Genomic DNA, 21,109 nt, shown 5'->3' with positions numbered 1-21,109 from the left:
ACGTTTATATCGTCGATCGTGTTTTTATTTTGAGGATGAAAGTGGACAAACTTTCAGGGAGTGATCCCCTGTATGCAATCGTTGCCACGGTGCGTGCGTTGTTGCTGGTTGAACTGAAGTCGAAGCGGATAACCCCCCTCGAATGGAATCGTTCAGAGTATTACGGCATCACCTGGCGCCCCGAAGGACCGGACCTGATCCTGTCACACTCAATGCTCGACAACAATGAGTTGCGGGACGTTTCTTCATACGCCCTTTCAGAAGTTGGAGTCTTGTCGGAAGGTGCATTTACAACGCAGCCGTTTCTATCGCAGCCGCATCAGATTGCCTTCGCATCCGACGGGCGGATCATTTGCACGAACACTGGTCGCAACGCCATTTCAATCTTCGACCCGGCCAGACCCAACCTGATGCAGGAAGCAAGGGTTTCCGACGTTCGGTGGGATCGCTTGTCTCCCGACGACGTACCAGGTGATCATCTGAATTCGGTCTTCGAGAAAAATGGCATGCTGTACGCGATTGCGCACCGCCATGGAAAGGGATCGGCACTGGCTCAATTCAGCTTTCCCGACCTCGAACTGCTATCGCTTGAAAATGTCAAAAACCGCACAGGTTTGCACAACATCTGGGTAACTGACGATAGTCAGAAAATCTCATGCCATAGCGAGGCAGGATCGGTTATTGATCTCGTCAGTGGGGAGATCCTTTGGGACTCCGGCAATCCCGTCTATACCCGAGGCTTGGCGGCATCGGCCGATTTCGTACTGATCGGCGAAAGTGAGAGAGCGAGGCGGGAGTCACGGCGGCACTCCATGAGCGGTTTATGGCTGGTCGACAGAAACACCTGGCAAGCGATTGATTATTTTTGCCTCGGCTCCTACGGTGCAGTTCACGAAGTGCGCTTGCTCAATATCAAGGACGAAGCGCACCACGGCCACCTCTTCGCCGGACTCGATGCGCTACTGAAACGCGATAGGCGAGAGGAAATAGCAACGGAACGTTTGAGCGCATCGAATCGCGCCTTGCGATCAAAAGCGTTGTGGAAATCATTCGAGTTGGTCTTTGGATCCCCTGTATCTATCGAGAACGGCGGTCAGGTGGCTGACTCAGGAAACCTTTGTCTGCTGGTCCAGCGAACAAAAAATCGACCTGATCGGAACCTTCACTTCTCCTTTTCGATCGCCCAACCAGAGGCCGAGTCACATATGGCTATCGTCGCCTATCGTGGCCACGGTGGCGATGCCGACATGGACGCGTTATTGATCCAACGCATAAGCGAAACCGAAGCCGAAATGAGCCATTGGATTCATGACGGCCGATCGTGGAATCGACGCGACGATACTGCAATAGCCGGCCTTCCGCTTTCTGGGGACGTTCGCTTCTTGGTAACGAGTGAAGGTACCAGCCTGGAGATCAACGGCAAACCATTCTCAGGGAATTGCGTTGAAGATTTCCCAACCGATGCGGGTGCACTCGGAATCCGATGGCTAGGAGCAACCGTGTGGCCTGCAATGGAATAGCGGGGCATTTAAGACCGCTAAAGCGGCTTTAGATGCAATTCCGCAAACACTTATATCTGATCATATTGCGGAGGTCGAAGCGCATGAATCCTTGTGCGCTTCGACCTCCTGATGCGCGGTCACAATCAGGTCAGAGAAGACCGACGAACATGACTCGGTGAGTTACCTACTCCAACTCTTCCGGATTGTATGATCGATACAACCAGGCCGGCTTCTTCCCTTTATCCGCGCCCGACTTGCGTGCTCGAACGAAAATGTATTGCCCCAGGTCGTGCTGACGATATTCAACAAGAGACCCGAATTTTTGCGGGTCGAGATAATTGGCGCTAAGGTTCGGATTCACGTCTGCAGTGAAAATCTCGTCTACAGTAAAACCCAGATACGTGAGCATTGTGTAAAGCTCATGCTTATTGTATTCGCGATTGTGACGACCGTATGGCCCATAGCCACTGTACGGATCGTAAATATTTGCACCCACGATCATTCGTGCCACATTTTCGAGGCGATTTACGTTCGGAGTTGTAAGGACAAGCGTGCCATCATCCTTTAGCACGCGTCTAATTTCGCGTAGCACCTTGCACGGGTCATTTAGCAGATGCTCAATGATTTCACAAAATAGGACGATATCAAAGGAACTCGCTTCGAAAGGGTACGTGTCTTCTTCGATGTTGAAGTGCGAAAATGTGAGGTCCACATGAGTTCGCAATTCCGAATGTCTAAATTGATCGAGAAATACCCGCTGAGTAACCTCGCCAGTTGGCAAATGCGGACCAAAGTAATTGGCCAGGCGCCATTCTACTGAGGTGAACTCACGCAACAGCATTGTGGTGAAGTAAGGATTAGCTCCGAGTTCAAGACCCATCTTTGGGCCTGCCGAGTTCCCGGTGGCGTGCTGCACTAATCCAACCGTATGAACAAATCGCTCGAAGTCTTGGTCGCAATACTGAGAAATTGAATCCGGCGCATCTGCAACCCGCACTGCTCTTACCCAATTGAACAGTTCGTCTCTTGTTACACCATCTGGCAACGGCAATGCTGGTCGAAGCGGAAATGAGTCCAGCGAATAGATTTTTCTTGATTCGTCTGCAGATTTCGGCTGTTTCCATTGGAACATTACTAACCTCTCAGCGCAAACAGTTCAAATGAATGCTTCTCGCCAGAGCCCCTCTCTCCAGTATGACTAAATTCAGTCGGCGGCAAGCCCGTATGGAGCATTTTTCAGTCCCGCATGCGATCCATATTACCGTCGATTATTGCATGTAAGAACTGCCTAACTACTCCTCGGGAAAAATTGTCACAAGTGGATTCGAAACTCCTCACAATGGGATCTAACGTTGCGCGAGGCAGAGTCATGCCTTGGCAGGATCTCCCTGCAACTTTCCCCAAGTCTGATACCACTTCCCTTCCAGCACTACCTCATTCAGCTTTTCGGCGCTCTGCTTCCACGTCAACCACGGCATCTTCACTGACGAAGGCGCCAGGCCCGTCCTATCAAGCTCGATCCACGCTTGAACCGCGTCCGCCAATGCTTGCGGCGTATCGCCCTCGAAGTAAAAAGCGTGATCCCCGGCCACTTCGCGAAACACAGGAATATCCCGCGCGATGATTGGCAGACCTTTCTGCGCTGCCTCGATCAGAGGCAGTCCGAAACCTTCGCCCAATGAAGCCGCCAGCAAACACGATGACGCGCCATATACGCGCTCGAGATATTCGTCGCTGATGCCCTGCAGCCAGAAAAAGCGGTCATCCTGTTCCGCGCGCTCACTCAACCGTTCGGGGAGCCCTTCAACGCCCCATCCGGCTTTGCCCACGATCACCAGATTCACATCGACGTTATCAGCCCACAGGAGTTCGAACGCCGCAAATGCCTGAACGTGCCCCTTGCGTGGCTCGACCGTGCCGACCATAACGAAGGTCGGCTTGGAGCGTAACGCTTCGAGGACCTTGTCAGCATTGTCGGGGAGACCGGAACTCGGCTGGCTGTTTTCAATATCCGCGCCAAGGTGGAAATATCCAAGCTTCAGATCGCGAAGGCGAACGGGAGCTGCGCCCTCCAGCCAACCCTTTACGTCGTCGATGACGGCCCGCGAAATGCCGATGAGGCCATCGGACACGCGTGCGATCGTCTCTACCCATGACGGGAAACACAACGCAATACCTTCGTGAAACCACTCCGGCCGGAGCACCGGCAGCAAGTCGTACACGACAAAATATATCTGCACGCCTCGATTTCGCTGCGCCGTAAACCAGCCGACGGCGGCTGGAGCGGTATCGGCGATAAGGTCAAGGCCAAGGAAAATGTCGCCTTGTTGCGTGTCCACCCACTCGTCCTTGTCTTGAAACTCCGCATCCGCGGCATTCACACTGCGTAGGTAGTCGTTTGCGTACCGATACGCCATCTCCTGACGATCAAGCCGCACGGGTCGCACAGCCCAGCCCGCTGGCGGCGAGTTCAGCAGGCTCAAAAGTATCGAGCGCGTGACGCGTTGAATACCCGATTTGGCGTCGAAAGCACTGAGAACAGACACATCTACCAGAAGCTGCCGCACGCGCTGAGCGCGCTGATTAGCAGCAATTGCGTCTGCACTGGCGATCAGATCGATATCCGATCCTGATGCACCCAAGCGGGAAAGAGCACCGACCAGACTTCGGTAACGGCTTTCCGCAGACTTCCTTGCAATCACGGAAGAACCCGTCGACAACTCGGCGCCCGAGCGTTGCGCATACGCACTCTCGAACGCCTCAAGGGCGCGGAGCCCGGTAGCGTCCCACGAAAACTTGCTAACCCGTTCTGGAGCGGTATCGCGCAACGACTGCCAATAAGCTTCATCTGTCAGCGCGCGGTGCATCATGTCCGCCATCTGATCCAGATCGAGCGGGTTGAATAGCGCATCTTCACGCCCGATCACCTCTGGAACGCTTGTGGTTGCCGACCCGATCACTGCCGCGCCACACGCCATTGCCTCGAGTGCTGGCAAGCCAAACCCTTCGTGCAGGGAAGGGAAGACAAAGAGCTGACACTGGCTGTACAACGCAATGAGATCCCGATCGGATACGTAGCTTGCGAGCACGAGTTCATCAGCACTCATGTCATGCTTGCGAGCAAGTTCATTCAACCGCGTACGGTCTAGATCGGTCGGCTGACAGACGATAAACAACTGATACCGCTGCCTCAGTTCCTTGGGCAGCTTCGAATACGCGACGATCAATCCATCGAGGTTCTTCCTCGGTTCGACAATGCCGGTCGTCATCAAGAACGGCCGTGATATCCCAAAGCGGCTGTACAGCTTGCGAACGTCCGCGTCGTTTTGCTCCAGACGTACAAATGAATCCGCGACGGCGGACGAGATGCTTGCAATGCGCGAAGCCGGAATACCCAGCTCCCGCCGCGCTTCTTCACCACAATATTCGGAAATGGCCAAAAGTACGTCGGCACGCTTCAACGCTTCTATCTTCGCGTAGTAGTGCTGTCTACGACCTTCATCGGGCAGATATTTGGCGGGGTTCAGGAATGGAATCAAGTCGTACAGCGTGACCGCGACCAACGTGGTTTTATCAAACGCCTTGACCGACGTCATGGACGTATCCACGTAACCTTCGAACAGACTGCTGATATGCACGAGATCGGGTTCGAGCTCAGCAATAGCGTATTCACGGATGAGCTCGGCGGCCCGAGCGCGCCAATCATGCGCGCCCTGGTACGGCGTGAGCTTCGGAAGGGAGAAGGTAGCGATTCGCTCGGACGGCAGCAAGCCTTCGAATGAAGCCCGTATGTCCTCGATAGTGTCGGGAAACAGATCGCTCAACACAATCCATACTTCATGATCGCCCGCATTGCGGACTATGGCTTTGGCCAGCGCAAGACTGTATCGACCAATGCCCCGCAGCCGGCTGACCGACTGGCACCCCTGAAGATCCAAAACAATACGCATGTCAGTACCAGAAAGTTTTATTGTGTGCCGCTGTTCCTGGCGCTCAACAAGTCGTAATAAACCGACCGCCCGCGCGCCGTCATCCGTTCAACGGTTTCTACAGCAGGAAGCGCTGCGCCCGACACCACGGCCTGAGCAGCCTGCAGGCCGGTGTAGCGCACAATTCGCGCGCGCACACGCGGGAACCGCGCGAGGACATTCGCGACACGCTGCTTGAGCACAGGACGGCATTGCACATAAGCCATGGCATGCTGGAGGCCAAGCTTCACTGTGCGATTGGCTACTCCCGGCGACGCCCCGATCTTGCGGCCGGCCAGCCCTATCGCACGCACCGGTGACGACAAACGCCAACTACTGCTGTTCAGCATAGCAGCCACTCGGTGATTAGCTGCGTGGGCGGCTTGCTCAGCTGCAGTCACCCGCGCTGCAGCCTCGAGCAGACGCGTGCGCGACAGGTCCAGTTGCCCCTGTATTTCACGCATTTGCCACTGCGCCTCTTCCGCGCTTCGTTGAATATCGCGTGCTCGCGCTTCGCTTTCCAGAGCGCGTTGTCTGGAATACGCCGCTTCAGCAGCCGCCCGCTCCGCCTTCCCCTGCAGCGCTACCCGCTCCTTTTCCGCCTCGAGTACTCGAGCAAACAATGCGTTCACGTCCTCGGTCTCCTTTTGCGAGATGGGCAACGCCGATGGCGTAACGAGTGTCTCAGCAATCGCGATCGCCTCGTTGTCCGCTTTCTTGAACGCGATGATCGCGTAATCGGGCGCCTGCATGAAGTTTTGATCCAGCGCCGACACCACTTTGTTCACGACGCTCGCACCCGACAATTCTGTCGGCATCAACTCGAGGTCGTTCTGCACAAAATCGCGATTCACCGGCACCACGACAACACGCTCGAACCCGGAGAACTCCGCAGCAAAGCTCAGGAGGATGGACGGGATCGGCCGCTCGTGAGTCGGGTCCAGATAGAAATTGCACGCGCCCACTACCAGGTTCGCCGGATTGGGCGTTTCCAGCAGCATCGCGCCGCCGTCGTCCAGAACCCGATGCGCTTCCTTCATGAACGTCAGCAGTTTCTCGAAGCCGAGGTGCTCGACTACGTGGAATGCGCTCACCAGTGCGTGCGATTGATCGGGCTGTTGACCAAGATAGCCGGTTGCATCGCCCTTGATGACGGACAGTCCCGCATGCTGGCCGCTCGCAACGAACTCGTCGTTGAGATCCAGGCCCTCTGCGCTCAGTCCGCGCTCGCCCAGCAATTCAAGCCATTCCGCGCGGCCGCAGCCTATGTCGATGATCTTCTTGGGGACGCGCTGAAGCAATGCTTCGACGACTGGCAGGTACACGCTCTGCCGCGCCTTGATCAGGTCGCGACTGCCCCGAAACCGGTCTTCGAGCGCACGATAAAAATCGTCGGTTACCATAAATTCCGCTGTGCTTTCATCTGTACGTTGAAGTTCCCGGCGAGCAGGCTAAAGCTTGATCCACGCACAGCCAAGAACAGGGATAGTGCCGGGCGCCGGAGGGTGCGCACGCCGTCGCGTTTCATCGACGTCGCCGCAAATGGCACGCGGCGAACCAACTCCCCGCGCGAGCCCAGCAGACTATCCGCAAAACCAAATGCAAATGCCGCGCTGTCTTGCAAATACAACGCAAACAATTCAGCGCGACATAGCCAATACATAACCGATAAGCAGGCCGGCGTCGGTGAACCGAGCCAGCCCGACCGGAAATCAGAACGAGAAACCTGCCTTGTTGCGGCGCAGATCTTCCTCAACCATCATCTTGCACAACTGCTCAAGCGTGGTCTTCGGCTCCCAGCCCAGCTTTTCCTTCGCCTTGGTCGGGTCGCCGATCAGCAACTCGACTTCAGCCGGACGATGGAACTTGGGATTGATGCGCACGATAACCTTGCCGTTGGACGCATCGACGCATTCTTCTTTTTCGCCTTCGCCACGCCATTGGCCTTCGATACCCACGCCCTTGAGCGCCATGGTCACGAAATCACGCACGGTTTCCGTACGGTTGGTGGCAAGCACGTAAGTATCGGGTTCGTCGGCCTGCAGCATGCGGTACATGCCTTCGACGTATTCCTTCGCGAAACCCCAGTCGCGCTTGGCATCCAGGTTGCCCAGCTCGATCACGTCGAGCTTGCCCAACGAGAGCTTGGCGACCGAATCCGTGATCTTGCGCGTGACGAACTCACGGCCGCGCAATGGCGACTCGTGGTTGAACAAGATGCCACTCGAACCAAAGATGTCGTAGGACTCGCGATAGTTGATCGTGATCCAGTGTGCATACAGTTTGGCGACGCCATACGGGCTGCGCGGATAGAACGGCGTGTCTTCCTTCTGCGGAATGGCCTGCACCTTGCCGAACATTTCCGACGTCGATGCCTGATAGAAGCGAATCGATTTGTCGACAATGCGGATGGCTTCCAACTGGTTCAGCGCGCCCACGCCGGTAATCTCAGCGGTCGTAGCGGGCTGGTCAAACGACACGCCCACAAAGCTTTGTGCCGCGAGGTTATAAACCTCACGCGGCTGCGCCTTTTCGATCAGGCGGATTGACGCGCCCAGATCGGTCAGGTCGTGTTCGACGAGATGCAGCTTCGGATGGTTCAGGACGCCCAGTTCTTCCATCCGCCAAAAGTTGACCGAGCTCGTCCGCCGATAAGTGCCGTGGACGTCATAGCCCTTTTCCAGCAGCAACTGCGTGAGATATGCCCCGTCCTGCCCGGTAATGCCAGTTACAACTGCGCTCGTCAATTCCATCTCCCTTGGAAAAACCCACCATCATGCAAATCCAACGCAATGATGGAGAATGGCTTAAAAATGGTGCGATTATATCCGACGCACAAAACGCGTCGTCAGCCGAGACATATGCTTTCGCAGCCCGATGCAACGCGTTGTCTGCTCGAGAGAACACTTCGTAAGCAAATCGCCAACGTGTTAAAGCGCGGTCCGGAAAAAATTGCAGCAGCAGAAACAAAATGACCGAACTGAATCGGCCACGACAACGCTCGCCGTAAAATTAATCAGATAAATTCCAACGGCACCGGCTTGAGAAACAGCCTGGGAGCCGCAGCGGGCCGGCCTGAAGCCGCTGCGAATCTGTTTCGAAGCTGTCCACCGAATCCGCCCCAATTGTAAGCAGCGAAAAAACGATCAAAAATTCATTAAAAAAGTGCCCATCGATGTTCAAGCGACAGTGTGGTTACTTGTTAACACTATTTCACACGAAGTTCTCGGGGCGCCGATAGAATTACGTGGTTCGGCCCGCCCAACGAAACCAGAAATCCAGCAGTTCACCGATGACCTTCAAACCCCAGCAAGCCTCAACCAGCCTCGGTTATGATGTCACGTTGATTTAGCCGGCTTGCGCGGCCAATGCCCAAGCCCATGCAAGCCCGCCACAGCACCTCGGCCTCTCCAGAACGGCCCGGCAGACAAGTCTCTCAATAGATCTGCATGCCAAAACGTCCGTTCACGCGCCGCGCCTGTGCCGGCAATAGATTCATTCTTCGCACCGTTCCCACATGGCATCTTTATTCCCGCAACGCCCCGTTCCCCTCGCTTTCGGCGATATCCAGGGTTGCCGCGAAGCATTCCAGCGTCTGCTGACCAAAGCTGCACCGAGCGACGCCACGCCTTTGTGGTTCGCCGGGGACGTCATCAACCGAGGCCCCGAATCGCTCGCCACCCTGCGCGACCTGATCGCTCTGGGCGACCGTGCCGTTGCCGTCCTCGGTAATCATGACCTGCATCTGCTGTCCGTTTCGGCGGGGATCCGAAAGTCGAAGAAAGGCGACACCATAGACGAAATCCTGGCCGCCCCCGACGCCGCCGATCTCCTCGACTGGGTTCGGCATCGCCCGATCGCTCATTTCGATCACGGCGCGCTGATGGTGCATGCAGGCGTCCTGCCGCAATGGGATGTCGCACTGACACTCGAACTCGCCGACGAATTCCAGCGCGCGCTCCGCGCGCCCAACTGGAAAGAAACGCTCGCGAGCCTCTACGGCAACGAGCCGGCCCGCTGGAAATCCAAGCTCAAGGGCAGCGACCGGCTGCGCGTGGTGTGCAACGCGCTGACACGCCTGCGCTTTTGCTCCGCCGAAGGCGACATGGACTTCTCGTCCAGCGGCGGGATGGATTCGGCGCCCCCGGGTTTCATGCCCTGGTTCGACGTGCCGTCGCGCGGAACATCGGATGTCACAGTCGTGTTCGGCCATTGGGCTGCGCTGGGCCTGATCATCCGCGATAACGTGATCGGCCTGGATTCAGGCTGCGTGTGGGGTGAAGAACTCACCGCGGTACGCCTGGCAAGCAACCCGGCCGAACGCACCGTGACCCAGGTCGAATGCTCGAACTGCCGCGCTGTAATCGACTAAAGGCCGCACGCGCATGACGGATCTACAACAAATCCGCCATGCAGAATTCCAGCGCGTCACGCCAGTCAGGCGCCGTCACCCCAAACAGGGTGAACAACTTCTGGTTCGACAGCCGGGAGTTCCGCGGGCGAGCCGCCGCAGTTGGATATGACGAATAAGCCGCCGTAGGGATCGCCTTGACCACCGGCTTCTGCTTCAACGTCGATTTGTCGAAGATAGCCTGAGCAAAGCCGCACCACGAGGTCGCGCCGGAAGCCGTCAGGTGGTAAATGCCCGAGTACCGCAGCCACTCGTCCGCGTCCTGGGCAAGAAGCTGTGACAACACCTCCGACGTTATCGTCGCGATGGTCCTGGACCATGTCGGTGCGCCTATCTGGTCAGCCACCACGCTCAACTCCTCGCGGTGCATGCCAAGCTGCAGCATCGTTCTAAGGAAGTTCTTGCCTCGCGCGCCGTACACCCAGCTCGTCCGGAAGATCAGATGCGCGCAACCCGACGCCGCAATCGCCTGCTCACCGGCAAGCTTGCTCTTGCCGTAGACATTCAGCGGATTCGCGGCATCGTCTTCTTCGTACGGACCGTCCTTCGTGCCATCGAAGACATAATCCGTAGAGTAGTGAACCAGCAACGCGCCAAGACGCTTCGCCTCCTGCGCCAGAATATCCGGCGCTTCGGCATTGAGGCGCATGGCCGCAGCGACATCGCTTTCGGCTGAATCCACAGCCGTATAAGCTGCCGCGTTGACAATCAGCGCCGGCGACAGTTCGCGTACGACTCGCCGAATCTTTTCGGAATCCGTAAGATCAAGGCCGCGGCGATTCAGCGCCACCACCTGCCCCAACCCCTGCAGACTGCGCGCCAGTTCGAAGCCGACCTGGCCGTTGGCGCCCGTCAGCAAAACGAGTTTCCGCCCGTCTCCGGTAGTCATCTACGGGCCCTCACTCGAAATGCTCCGCGTCGGCCAGGTGCACGGCCGCCGCGTCCTGCTCGGAAAGCAGCGGCTCGAAGTCGATCGGCCACTCAATCCCGATTGCCGGATCATTCCAGAGGATGCTTCGTGCATGCTCCGGATACCAGTAATCGGTCGTCTTGTACAAGCACTGCGCCGACTCCGACAACACAACAAAACCATGCGCGAACCCCGGTGGCACCCACACCTGCCGACGATTCTCCGCCGACAACGTCACGCCGCTCCACTGTCCAAACCGCGGAGAGCTCTTGCGGATATCCACGGCGACGTCGAAGACCTCGCCTTCCACCACACGCACGAGCTTGCCCTGCGCATGCGCGATCTGATAATGCAGTCCGCGCAGCACTCCCCGGGACGAGCACGAATGATTGTCCTGCACGAATTCAACGCCCGCCTGCACGTGCTCGCTGAAATCACGGCTGTTGAAACTTTCGTAGAAATAGCCGCGGGCATCACCGGATAATTCCGGCTCGATGACCACGACTTCCGGCAACGCGGTAGCGGTTAAGTGGACGGCCATGCGACGTGGCTCTTAAGTAGGTTGAGCAGGTATTGCCCATAGGCGGTTCTTGCCAGCGGGTGCACGAGCTTCAACAATTGCTCGCCGTCGATCCATCCGCGACGGTACGCAATTTCTTCAGGACACGCGACCATCAGGCCCTGGCGTTTCTGCAATGTCGCGATGAACAACGCAGCATCGATCAACGAATCGGGCGTGCCGGTATCAAGCCACGCAATACCTCGCCCCATGATCTCCACGTCCAGCTTGCCCTGCGCGAGATAAAACGAATTCACATCGGTGATTTCGAGCTCCCCACGCGACGACGGCTGGATATCCGCCGCGATCTCGCAGACGTTGTTATCGTAGAAATAGAGGCCCGTCACCGCATAGTTCGAACGCGGTACCGCCGGCTTTTCTTCGATCGACAACGCGCGGTAATTCGCATCGAATTCAACCACGCCGTAACGCTCAGGGTCTTGCACGTGGTAAGCAAAAACCGTCGCGCCGTCGGTCTTCGCACTGGCATGCTCGAGTTGCTTGCCGAGATCGTGGCCGTAGAAAATATTGTCACCGAGAATCAGCGCGCAGGTGTCCCCGCCAATGAACTCCTCGCCAATGATGAACGCCTGCGCCAGTCCGTCCGGCGACGGCTGGACCGCGTACCGGAAGTTCATGCCCCACTGGCTGCCGTCGCCGAATATCGATTCGAAACGCGGCGTATCCTCCGGTGTCGATATGATCAGTACGTCGCGAATTCCCGCGATCATCAGCGTGGAGAGCGGGTAGTAGATCATCGGTTTGTCGTACACGGGCAGCAACTGCTTCGAGACAACATGGGTGATCGGGTAGAGCCGCGTACCCGAACCACCGGCGAGAATGATGCCTTTGCGGGCCATCGTCAGTCCTTGTTGGGCTTATGGAGTTCAAACACGCTGCGCATAGTTGGCCTCGACCCACTTGCGATATTCGCCGGACGCCACTTCATCAACCCACGCCGGGTTGTCGAGATACCACCGCACCGTTTTATCGATGCCGGTCTCGAACGTTTCCGCAGGCTTCCACCCGAGTTCACGTTCGAGCTTGCGCGCGTCGATAGCATAGCGGCGGTCATGGCCCGGCCGATCCGCGACGAAGGTGATCTGGTCGCGGTATGACCCGGAGGCTTTCGCTTTCAGCCGGTCCAGCAGATCGCAGACGGCATGGACGACATCCAGGTTCGTCTTCTCGTTCCAACCGCCGACGTTATACGTCTCACCTGGCCGGCCACGCGCCAGCACTTCGCGAATCGCCGCGCAATGGTCGCCGACGTAAAGCCAGTCACGGATATTTTGACCATCGCCATAAACAGGCAAGGGTTTGCCGCTCAGTGCATTCCCGATGACCAGCGGTATCAGCTTCTCGGGAAACTGATACGGTCCGTAGTTGTTTGAACAATTCGTCGTCACGACCGGCAGGCCGTAGGTGTGCCCATATGCCCGCACCAGATGATCGGACGCAGCTTTAGTCGCGGAATACGGACTGTTCGGGGCGTAAGGCGTGGTCTCGGAGAACGGCGCGTCGTTGGCGGACAGCGAGCCGAATACTTCATCCGTCGATACATGCAAAAAACGAAACGCCATCTGATCCGCGCCGGGCAGCGTTTTCCAATAGGCAAGCGCCGCTTCGAGCAGCGTGAACGTGCCGACAACATTGGTCTGAACAAACTCGGCAGGCCCGTGAATGGACCGGTCCACATGACTTTCAGCGGCGAAATGCAGGATCGCGCGGGGTTTATGCTGGCTGAGCAGTACGTCTATCGCAGCGCGGTCGCAGATATCCGCACGCGCGAAAATATGCTTAGGATCGCTTTGCACCGACTTGAGCGTCCCCAGATTCCCGGCGTAGGTCAGCTTGTCTACGTTGAGCACGGCTTCGCTTGCTGCAGTCAGCCAGTCGAGCACGAAATTAGCGCCGATAAATCCAGCGCCCCCCGTTACCAGAATCATAAAAGCCCTCTAAGCCGATAGGTGCCCGGATGACGCACGCATCGTTCACTGCCGTGGCGTCACCGCTTCGAACTCGGCAACCGCGCCCGCGTCATCATCAACAACCGCCCCCAGCGCCCCCAATCCCTGCTGCATCCGCCGCAACGCAGCCTCCACCGCCGCCTGCGCTTCCTTCGCCAACACGCGCCTGTCCACACCCGGTGCGATCGCATCGCAGACGTAAAGATGGGCCGTCAGCGGCGTATCGCGAAGCATGGCGTTCAACGTGAACGCGAGCGTCAGGTCATCGATATAAGCCGGTGCTTCCGACTGCCGCCCGTTCGCGCCTTCGTACATCAGGCAGATCGGCTGCACCGGACAGGACGCCGACACAGCCGCCTGGAACAGGTTGGAGTGAAACGGCAGCAAGTCAGTACCAAGCGACGTCGTCCCTTCCGGAAATACGCACATGAGTTCGCCGCGCAAGAGCCGTTCCGACAGCTCATGCATGATGCGCTTGGCGTCGCTGCGTTTTTCGCGTTGCAGGAAGATCGTGTCGAGTTGCTGCGCGAGCCAGCCGACCAGCGGCCATTGGCGCACTTCAGCCTTCGAGACGAACGGCGTCGGGCGCCATGCGTTGATCACGTAGATATCGATCCAGGACACGTGGTTGCCGACCACCAGCGCGCCGCTGTCGAGCCGCGCCTGATCGTTGTGCACCACAAGCTTCATCCCGCATCGACGCAACATTTCAATCGACCAGCGCCGATTCAACTCCATGCGCACCTGCGGCGTCGCGTTGGGAAAACGCGTGGCGACAGTCCACATCCCGTGCAGCAGATGCCCAAAAATCCGTGCTTTGCGGAAAGCGAACATGATCAGGACCGGTTAGCGCGCTTCATACGCAATATGCCCGGAGACAAGCGTCATGAGGACGCGCGCCGGCAGCTCATAACCGAGGAACGGTGAGTTGTGCCCCTGGCTCTTCAGCTTCGCGGGTTCAACAAGCCATTCGGCGGCGGGGTCGAAGAGACAGAGATCGGCCGACTCGCCGACCGCTATACGCCCCGCGTTCAGCTTGAGCACACCGGCCGGCGCAGTCGTGATGCGCGTGAGCGCCTTCGCCAGCGGCACGCGCGCCTCACGCGCCCATTTCACCGTCAGCGACAGCAGCAGTTCCAGCCCGGTCGCGCCCGGCGTGGCCTCGGCGAAAGGCAGCAGCTTTTCGTCGTCGTCCAGCGGTGTGTGATCGGAACAGATTGCGTCGATGGTGCCATCCGCCAGCCCCGCGCGAATCGCATCGCGGTCACGCTGCGAGCGCAACGGGGGATCCAGGCGGAATTGCGAGTTGAAATAGCCGATGTCCATATCGGTCAGATGCACGTGGTTGATGGTCACGTCGCAGGTCACGGGCAAGCCCTCGGCCTTCGCCTGGCGCACCAGCGCAACACCCGCCGCCGACGACAAATGCGACAGATGCACGCGCGCCCCCGACACCCGGACCAACTCGAAAATAGTATGCAACGCGATAGTTTCCGCCGACACCGGCACGCCCGACAGGCCGAGGCGCGACGCTACCGCGCCACTCGCCGCCACGCCGCCGCTCGCCATATACGAGTCCTGCGGACGCAGCCACACGGCATACCCGTACGTGGTCGCGTATTGCAGCGCGCGCAGTAGCGTGCGGGTATCGACAATCGGCGTATCCGCCTGCGAAAAGCCGATACAGCCCGACTCGGTCAGCTCGACCATCTCGGTGATCACCTGACCCTTGAGCCCCACGGTCAACGCGCCGAGCGGATACACATGCGCCTGATGCAGCTTCTGCGCGCGGAACCTGAGCATTTCGACAAGACCCGGTTCATCGAGAACGGGATCGGTGTCGGGCGGACACACGAGACTGGTCACGCCGCCTGCAGCCGCGGCCGCCATTTCTGACGCGAGCGTGGCCTTGTGTTCAAAACCCGGCTCGCGCAGCCGCGCGCACAAGTCGACGAAACCCGGTGCAAGGGCCAACCCTTTGGCATCGACCACCCGCGCCGCGTCGAAATCGGCGGGGGCATCGCCAATGGCTACGATCTTCCCTGCTTCGATAAACACATCGGCCTGGGTTTCGGTGCCCGCAGCCGGGTCAATGAGCGTGCCGCCCTGAATATGGATCTTCATGGTTTAGTCGTTATTTCCGGCAACGATGCCCATTACCGCCATTCGCACGGCAATTCCGAATGTGACCTGGTTAAGGATCACCGATTGCGGGCCGTCGGCCACTTGCGAATCGATTTCCACGCCGCGGTTCATCGGTCCGGGATGCATCACGATAGCGTCAGGAGCCGCCAGCGCGAGACGCTCGGGCGTGAGTCCCCAGGACTTGAAATACTCTTGCGCCGAGGGCAGCAACGCGCCGCTCATGCGTTCATTCTGCAAGCGCAGCATGATGATCACGTCGACACCCTTCAAGCCTTCGTCGAGGTTGTGATACACGTGCACGCCCATCTCGTTGAGATTGCCGGGCAGCAAGGTGCGCGGACCAATTGCGCGCACTTCCGGCACGCCGAGCGTGGTCAGCGCGTGAATGTCCGAACGGGCTACGCGCGAATGCAGGATGTCGCCGACTATAGCCACGCGCAGATTCGTGAAATCGCGCTTGTAATGGCGGATGGTGTACATGTCGAGCAGACCCTGCGTGGGGTGTGCATGACGCCCGTCGCCGGCATTGATCACGTGCACATGCGGCGCGCAATGCTCGGCGATCAGGTACGGCGCGCCGCTCGATGCATGACGCACGACGAACATGTCCGCGTGCATGGCCGAGAGGTTGTTGATGGTGTCGAGCAGCGACTCGCCCTTGCTCGTGGACGACGCATTGATATTCAGGTTCAGCACGTCCGCCGAGAGCCGCTTCGCGGCGATCTCGAACGTGGTCCGGGTGCGCGTGGAGTTCTCGAAGAACAGGTTGAAGACTGACTTGCCGCGCAGCAACGGCACTTTCTTGATCTCGCGATCCGTCACGCTGACGAACTGTTCGGCGGTATCGAGAATATGCGTGACGATCGCGCGGGGAAGTCCTTCTATGGTGAGCAGATGCTTGAGTTCGCCATTCTTCGTGAGCTGCGGATTGCCTTTGAGAAAACCGTAGCGCGAAGACGCCGGTTTTCTGTCCGGCACGCTGCTTTCGGCAGAACCCTGGGTGGCCGTGTTCATGTCGATCCTGGTGGTGCGTTGTTTGGTACGTTGTATTTTGTCGGGGAAAAGCGGAGAGGCGCTTCGCTGCTATTCGATGCGATTCATGCAGGCGCGGGTTTTTAATCCGTGCGCGCTTCAGTCGTGAACGCCAACGTGCCGTCGTCGCGCCGCGTGAGCACGAGATTGGCGTTCGCGGGTACGTCGACCACACCGCCGGTGAAACGCGCCGCCATGGGCAACTCGCGGCCACCGCGATCGGCGAGCACGGCCAGTTCCACAGAAGCCGGACGGCCGAAATCATAAAGCTCGTTGACGGCTGCGCGCACGGTCCGGCCCGTCGAGAGCACGTCGTCGATCAGCAGAATATTTCGATTGTCGACTTCGAAGGGCAGCGAGGTGGGGCTGGCCTGGCTGTGCAGGCCCTTTTTTGCGTAATCGTCGCGATGCAACGACACGTTCACCACGCCGAATTCGGCCACGTTCAGGTCTTTGGCCAGCCGTTCGGCCAGCCACACGCCGCCGCTATAAATACCGGCGAGCACCGGCGCGCCCGCTCGCGTCAGCGACTCGCCATAAGCCGCGCGGATCTGACCAAGCAGCTCGCGATACAGCGCCTCGGCGTCAATGGAACTCATGATTGTCGTCAAGTCCGTCTAGATACTGTTGGAGGATGACACGGGCGGCTTCGGCGTCGATATCGTCGTAGCGGCCTTTTGCATTCATCTTCACGCCGTTGCGCTTCATTTCGGCCTTCGCTTCCACCGATGAATACCGTTCGTCCACCCAGCTCACCGGCACGCTGAAACGGCCGTTCAACTGATTGCCGAAACGCGTGGCCAGTTGAGTCATTTCATGCGGGGTACCGTCGGGGTGCATGGGCAGGCCGACGATCACCGTCATGGGTTTCCATTCGGCAATTAACTGACCGACTACTTCGAAACGATATTCACGGCTACGGTTTTCGAGCACCGTCAGCGCCCGCGCGTGCCGGGTCAACGTATTGCCGACCGCGACGCCAATGCGTTTCTCGCCGTAATCGAAGGCAAGCAGTGTGGCTTCTGTGCGGGCGTCACCCGTCATGCGTGGCCCGCTTCGCCCGAGAGCATGGAAAGCGACACGCCGAGCAGCGACAACGCCGCCTGCAGCTTGTCCTCGGCGGGTACGTCGAAGACGATGCGCGGATCCGCTTCCACGGTCAGCCAGCCGTTCTTGGCAATTTCCTCTTCCAGTTGCCCCGCACCCCAGCCGGCATGGCCGAGCGTGAGCAGGAACCGTGCAGGCCCCTTGCCGCTCGCAACCGCTTCGAGCACGTCTTTCGACGTGGTCATGGCGAGGCCGCCGGGAACGCTCATGGACGAGGTGTAGACGTCGCCGTCCGCCGGATCGTGCAGCACGAAGCCGCGTTCCGTCTGCACCGGGCCGCCGAAATAGACAGGCAAATGCACGAGCGGCTCGATCTCGAGTTTCAGGTCGATGCGATTGAAAAGCGATTGGAGGTCGATGTCGGTCGGCCGGTTGATCACCAGGCCAAGCGCACCGCGCTCGCTGTGATCGCAAAGGTAGACTACGGTTCCCGAGAACGTGGGATCGGCCATGCTGGGCATGGCGATCAGGAACTGGTTCGTCAAATTGATGCGATCGGAAGTCTTGGACATAATTCGAATTTTAGCAAAGGCACTGCTTGATGGCCGACTTTGATCTGGGGCTAGTCTGGTTTCGACGAGATCTGCGCGTAGCAGACCATGCTGCACTCTATCACGCACTAACACGCTGTCGCCGGGTGCTGTGCGCCTTCGTTTTCGACAGCGAAATTCTCTCGCCTCTTCCTCAAAACGATCGCCGTGTCCCGTTTATTCATGCCAGCCTGATTGAACTCGATAAAACCCTGCGCGACGCGGGCGGCAGCCTGATGGTGCGGCACGGCGCGCCGTCGCACGAGATCCCGGCGCTGGCCCGCGCATGCGGCGTCGACGCGGTATTCACGAATCGCGACTACGAGCCGTCGGCGAAGGCACGGGACGAGGATATCGGGAAAAAACTGGCCAGTGCGGACGTGCCGTTTTTCACGTTCAAGGACCAGGTCATTTTTCATCAGGACGACGTGCTGACGGGCGCGGGCAAGCCCTACACCGTGTTCACGCCCTATAAGCGCAACTGGCTCGCCTCGCTGACGCCGGATGCGTTGAAGCCGTATGCATCGGAAGAAAATCTTGGCGGTCTGGCACGCCCGCCGGCCGGCGTGAAGCACGCCATTCCGTCGCTGGAATCGCTTGGATTCAGTGCCGCGCACGCACCCGCGTTGCCGGCCGGATCGAGCGGCGCGTACCAGCTATTCGATGACTTCCGCGACCGCATGGCCGATTACGACCGCGCGCGCGACTTTCCTTCCGTCAAGGGTCCGAGCTATCTGAGCGTGCATCTGCGGCACGGCACGATCTCCATTCGCGCACTCGCTCGCACTGCTCACGACGCTCAGCGCCACGGCAACCGGGGTGCCGAAACGTGGCTGTCCGAATTGATCTGGCGCGACTTCTATTTTTCGGTGCTGCACCATTTCCCGTATGTCGGCATGCCGGGCGACCACAAGGCGTTCAGGCCCGAGCACGACCGTATACAGTGGGAAACGGGAGATGCCCCGGATGCCAATTTCGCCGCCTGGTGCGAAGGCCGGACGGGTTACCCGCTAGTCGATGCTGCAATGCGCCAGATCAATCAGTCGGGTTACATGCATAACCGCTTGCGGATGGTTGTGGCGAGTTTTCTCACCAAGGATCTGGGACTTGACTGGCGGCGCGGGGAGCAATATTTCGAGGCACTGCTGAACGACTTCGAGCTGTCATCGAATAATGGCGGGTGGCAGTGGGCGTCCTCGAGCGGTTGCGACGCACAGCCGTATTTCCGCATTTTCAATCCGGTCTCGCAGTCGGAGAAATTCGATACCCGGGGCAAGTTCATCCGTCACTACGTGCCGGAACTCGCGGCGCTGCCGGATAAAGACATCCATGCGCCGTGGAAAGCAAAACCGGATGCGTTGAAGGCGGCGAACATTTCGCTGGGCGCTGACTATCCGATGCCGGTCGTCGATCACGATACCGCGCGCAAAATCACGCTCGCGCGGTATGCCGCGGTCAAGTAGCGCAGTTAACCCGGCGCTTACGTTTATGCACAAATTCTTCCGCTAAGCGCGAGCGAAAAACCTATCGCGCGACAGCAATGCCTCTTTCGATCATCGCGGTCAGCGCCGCCACCGACGCCCCGCCCTCTGAAGGTGCAATCCCCGCCGCAGCCTGATGCAACATTGCACCCAGCGCCTGAGCGGCCTTCTCGGGAATCGCGGCATCGAGCGGTGAACCGTCCGGCGTTATCTGCGCCTCGTACGCAATCCGCCGCCACGCGAGTCCAAGCGTGTCGGCCAGCAACGCGACATGGCCCAGTCCTATCGCACACGCCGCAGCACCCAGCCAATACGCCGCGTCGGCGGCCTTGAGCGCCGCCGACACGTCAATGCGTCCAGCCTCCCGCGCCGACATGCCGTGCTCGATCAACGCGCCAATCGCCGGCTCGGCGCTCGTCAGAAAATCTTCGTACGCAACCGCGTTCACGCGCAATACGCCCAGATCGCGCGTGGAAGCATCGCGCGCCTGCTCCGCATTGCGCTCCCACGCTTCCTCGGACGCCTGCGTTGCCGCAACGTGCCAGTCCACGGTCAGGCCGTAGTCGCGCAACACATCGACCTGAACCGAATCCTCTGCAGACGCGCCATATAACGCGTAATCACGCCACAACAGCGCCAGCGTGGCGCGCACCAGCGACTTGGGCGCGTGCGACAAACCGTGCGCCTGGTCGGCCAGGACCAGATTGAAGCGAGCGTACAGACGGCGCGCGTCGGCAGCGTTGTCGTCATCGGGCTGCAAACGCAATGCTCCGACAACCGCGCCCGCCAGACGCCAGAAATCGTAGGGATCGGGACCGGCGAGATCGGCGAGACAGGCGTCCAGGATGGAAACGATTTCCGCCTGCCCCTTCAACTCGCCCGCCTTCGAGCGCAGCAGCATCAGCAGTGCACGTTCGTAGTGCGCCCGCACGCGGGCAAGGCGCTCGGGGGAAACGGAACGCAGCGTAGCCGGAGGAATGGCGCGGCCGGCGAGCGCGAGGTCATCGAAGGAAACGGGCACGGCCCGGGTATGCGCGGCCATCAGCGCATGCAGCGCGCGATAATGCTCGAAGAGGAGCGTGGAGCAGGCCAGCTCACGCAGATTGCGGCGCTCCACGGCCGCGCTGAAATCACGCAGCGCCTCGGCGAACTGGTTCCGACTTTTGTCGCTGAGCCCGGCAAGCGGCGACACCAGCACCAGGGTCTCGCCGAACCGCTGCGCCGGCAGCCAGCCGGCCGACTGCAACGCGCCAATCCCGCGGCGCAGGACACCGAGCGTGTCGCCTTCGCGCATGAATGCGTGCAGGGCGTCAGTCAGCGCCATCTCCGCAATCCGCACGGCGCCCCCGCGCGGATTGGGCAATGCCTGGAACGTGTTGCTCAAGCCGGATTGTGTTGTCATGGAACGCTCACGAGCCGATGCACGGCGCAACGCCCTACATCGGATGGATCTTGATCGAACCCGGGCGCATTTTCGCCGATGCATGCCGCCGC

General features: G+C 59.1%; 18 protein-coding genes. 3 read left to right on the top strand and 15 right to left on the bottom strand.

The features are described 5' to 3' along the window. Nucleotides 1-41 precede the first annotated feature (41 nt). On the top strand, nucleotides 42-1,520 hold the full coding sequence (locus ABH944_RS20230; RefSeq protein ID WP_404609581.1) for a hypothetical protein: 1,479 nt from the start codon (nucleotides 42-44) through the stop codon (nucleotides 1,518-1,520). Between the two features lie 166 nt (nucleotides 1,521-1,686). Here ABH944_RS20230 and ABH944_RS20225 read toward each other — a convergent pair whose 3' ends face one another. The 4 genes from ABH944_RS20225 to gmd all read right to left on the bottom strand — a co-directional run bounded on the left by ABH944_RS20225 (nucleotide 1,687) and on the right by gmd (nucleotide 8,223). Further along, nucleotides 1,687-2,634 (bottom strand): class I SAM-dependent methyltransferase, encoded by a 948-nt coding sequence (locus ABH944_RS20225; protein WP_404609582.1) that lies wholly within the window; start codon nucleotides 2,632-2,634, stop codon nucleotides 1,687-1,689. Between the two features lie 235 nt (nucleotides 2,635-2,869). Continuing rightward, a complete protein-coding gene (locus tag ABH944_RS20220) occupies nucleotides 2,870-5,452 on the bottom strand; it encodes a glycosyltransferase family 4 protein (protein WP_404609583.1) in 2,583 nt (860 codons plus the stop codon). Between the two features lie 17 nt (nucleotides 5,453-5,469). Continuing rightward, nucleotides 5,470-6,873 (bottom strand): class I SAM-dependent methyltransferase, encoded by a 1,404-nt coding sequence (locus tag ABH944_RS20215; RefSeq protein ID WP_404609584.1) that lies wholly within the window; start codon nucleotides 6,871-6,873, stop codon nucleotides 5,470-5,472. A gap of 309 nt (nucleotides 6,874-7,182) precedes the next feature. Beyond that, nucleotides 7,183-8,223, bottom strand: coding sequence for a GDP-mannose 4,6-dehydratase (gmd, locus tag ABH944_RS20210; RefSeq protein WP_404609585.1), 1,041 nt, complete (start codon nucleotides 8,221-8,223; stop codon nucleotides 7,183-7,185). A gap of 764 nt (nucleotides 8,224-8,987) precedes the next feature. Here gmd and ABH944_RS20205 point away from each other — a divergent pair. Beyond that, entirely contained in the window at nucleotides 8,988-9,842 is an 855-nt protein-coding gene (locus ABH944_RS20205) for a symmetrical bis(5'-nucleosyl)-tetraphosphatase (RefSeq protein ID WP_404609586.1), read from the top strand. A gap of 22 nt (nucleotides 9,843-9,864) precedes the next feature. Here ABH944_RS20205 and rfbD read toward each other — a convergent pair whose 3' ends face one another. The 10 genes from rfbD to ABH944_RS20155 all read right to left on the bottom strand — a co-directional run bounded on the left by rfbD (nucleotide 9,865) and on the right by ABH944_RS20155 (nucleotide 18,116). Further along, entirely contained in the window at nucleotides 9,865-10,770 is a 906-nt protein-coding gene (rfbD, locus tag ABH944_RS20200; protein ID WP_404609587.1) for a dTDP-4-dehydrorhamnose reductase, read from the bottom strand. Nucleotides 10,771-10,780: 10 nt separating this feature from the next. Further along, entirely contained in the window at nucleotides 10,781-11,332 is a 552-nt protein-coding gene (rfbC, locus tag ABH944_RS20195; protein WP_404609588.1) for a dTDP-4-dehydrorhamnose 3,5-epimerase, read from the bottom strand. Then, nucleotides 11,317-12,210: a glucose-1-phosphate thymidylyltransferase RfbA gene (gene rfbA, locus ABH944_RS20190; protein ID WP_404609589.1), complete on the bottom strand. Its 894-nt coding sequence runs from the start codon at nucleotides 12,208-12,210 to the stop codon at nucleotides 11,317-11,319. The genes rfbC and rfbA overlap by 16 nt, the downstream gene beginning before the upstream one ends. 27 nt (nucleotides 12,211-12,237) lie before the next feature. After that, complete coding sequence (gene rfbB, locus ABH944_RS20185; RefSeq protein ID WP_404609590.1) at nucleotides 12,238-13,299, bottom strand: dTDP-glucose 4,6-dehydratase; 1,062 nt, start codon at nucleotides 13,297-13,299, stop codon at nucleotides 12,238-12,240. Nucleotides 13,300-13,344: 45 nt separating this feature from the next. Next, complete coding sequence (locus ABH944_RS20180) at nucleotides 13,345-14,157, bottom strand: lysophospholipid acyltransferase family protein (RefSeq protein ID WP_404609646.1); 813 nt, start codon at nucleotides 14,155-14,157, stop codon at nucleotides 13,345-13,347. A gap of 9 nt (nucleotides 14,158-14,166) precedes the next feature. Continuing rightward, a complete protein-coding gene (locus ABH944_RS20175) occupies nucleotides 14,167-15,444 on the bottom strand; it encodes a dihydroorotase (RefSeq protein WP_404609591.1) in 1,278 nt (425 codons plus the stop codon). Between the two features lie 3 nt (nucleotides 15,445-15,447). Further along, nucleotides 15,448-16,479 carry an aspartate carbamoyltransferase catalytic subunit gene (locus tag ABH944_RS20170; protein WP_062081816.1) on the bottom strand — a complete coding sequence of 344 codons (1,032 nt, stop codon included), beginning with the start codon at nucleotides 16,477-16,479 and terminating at the stop codon, nucleotides 15,448-15,450. A 101-nt stretch (nucleotides 16,480-16,580) separates the two neighbouring features. Further along, entirely contained in the window at nucleotides 16,581-17,096 is a 516-nt protein-coding gene (gene pyrR / locus ABH944_RS20165) for a bifunctional pyr operon transcriptional regulator/uracil phosphoribosyltransferase PyrR (RefSeq protein ID WP_404609592.1), read from the bottom strand. Continuing rightward, nucleotides 17,083-17,541 (bottom strand): Holliday junction resolvase RuvX, encoded by a 459-nt coding sequence (gene ruvX, locus ABH944_RS20160; protein ID WP_097264828.1) that lies wholly within the window; start codon nucleotides 17,539-17,541, stop codon nucleotides 17,083-17,085. Before ruvX ends, pyrR begins: the two co-directional genes overlap by 14 nt. Further along, complete coding sequence (locus ABH944_RS20155) at nucleotides 17,538-18,116, bottom strand: YqgE/AlgH family protein (protein WP_047845053.1); 579 nt, start codon at nucleotides 18,114-18,116, stop codon at nucleotides 17,538-17,540. The genes ruvX and ABH944_RS20155 overlap by 4 nt, the downstream gene beginning before the upstream one ends. 29 nt (nucleotides 18,117-18,145) lie before the next feature. On the opposite strand from ABH944_RS20155, the gene ABH944_RS20150 reads away from it, so the two are divergent. Continuing rightward, a complete protein-coding gene (locus ABH944_RS20150; protein ID WP_404609593.1) occupies nucleotides 18,146-19,597 on the top strand; it encodes a cryptochrome/photolyase family protein in 1,452 nt (483 codons plus the stop codon). Between the two features lie 61 nt (nucleotides 19,598-19,658). On the opposite strand, the gene ABH944_RS20145 is transcribed toward ABH944_RS20150, so the two are convergent. Further along, a complete protein-coding gene (locus ABH944_RS20145) occupies nucleotides 19,659-21,017 on the bottom strand; it encodes a FimL-related protein (RefSeq protein WP_404609594.1) in 1,359 nt (452 codons plus the stop codon). Nucleotides 21,018-21,109 lie beyond the last annotated feature (92 nt).

Source organism: Caballeronia udeis (assembly GCF_044909315.1).
Lineage (GTDB): Bacteria > Pseudomonadota > Gammaproteobacteria > Burkholderiales > Burkholderiaceae > Caballeronia > Caballeronia udeis_A.
Note: the sequence above shows the minus strand (reverse complement) of the source record. Positions and strands in the feature narration are given on the sequence as shown.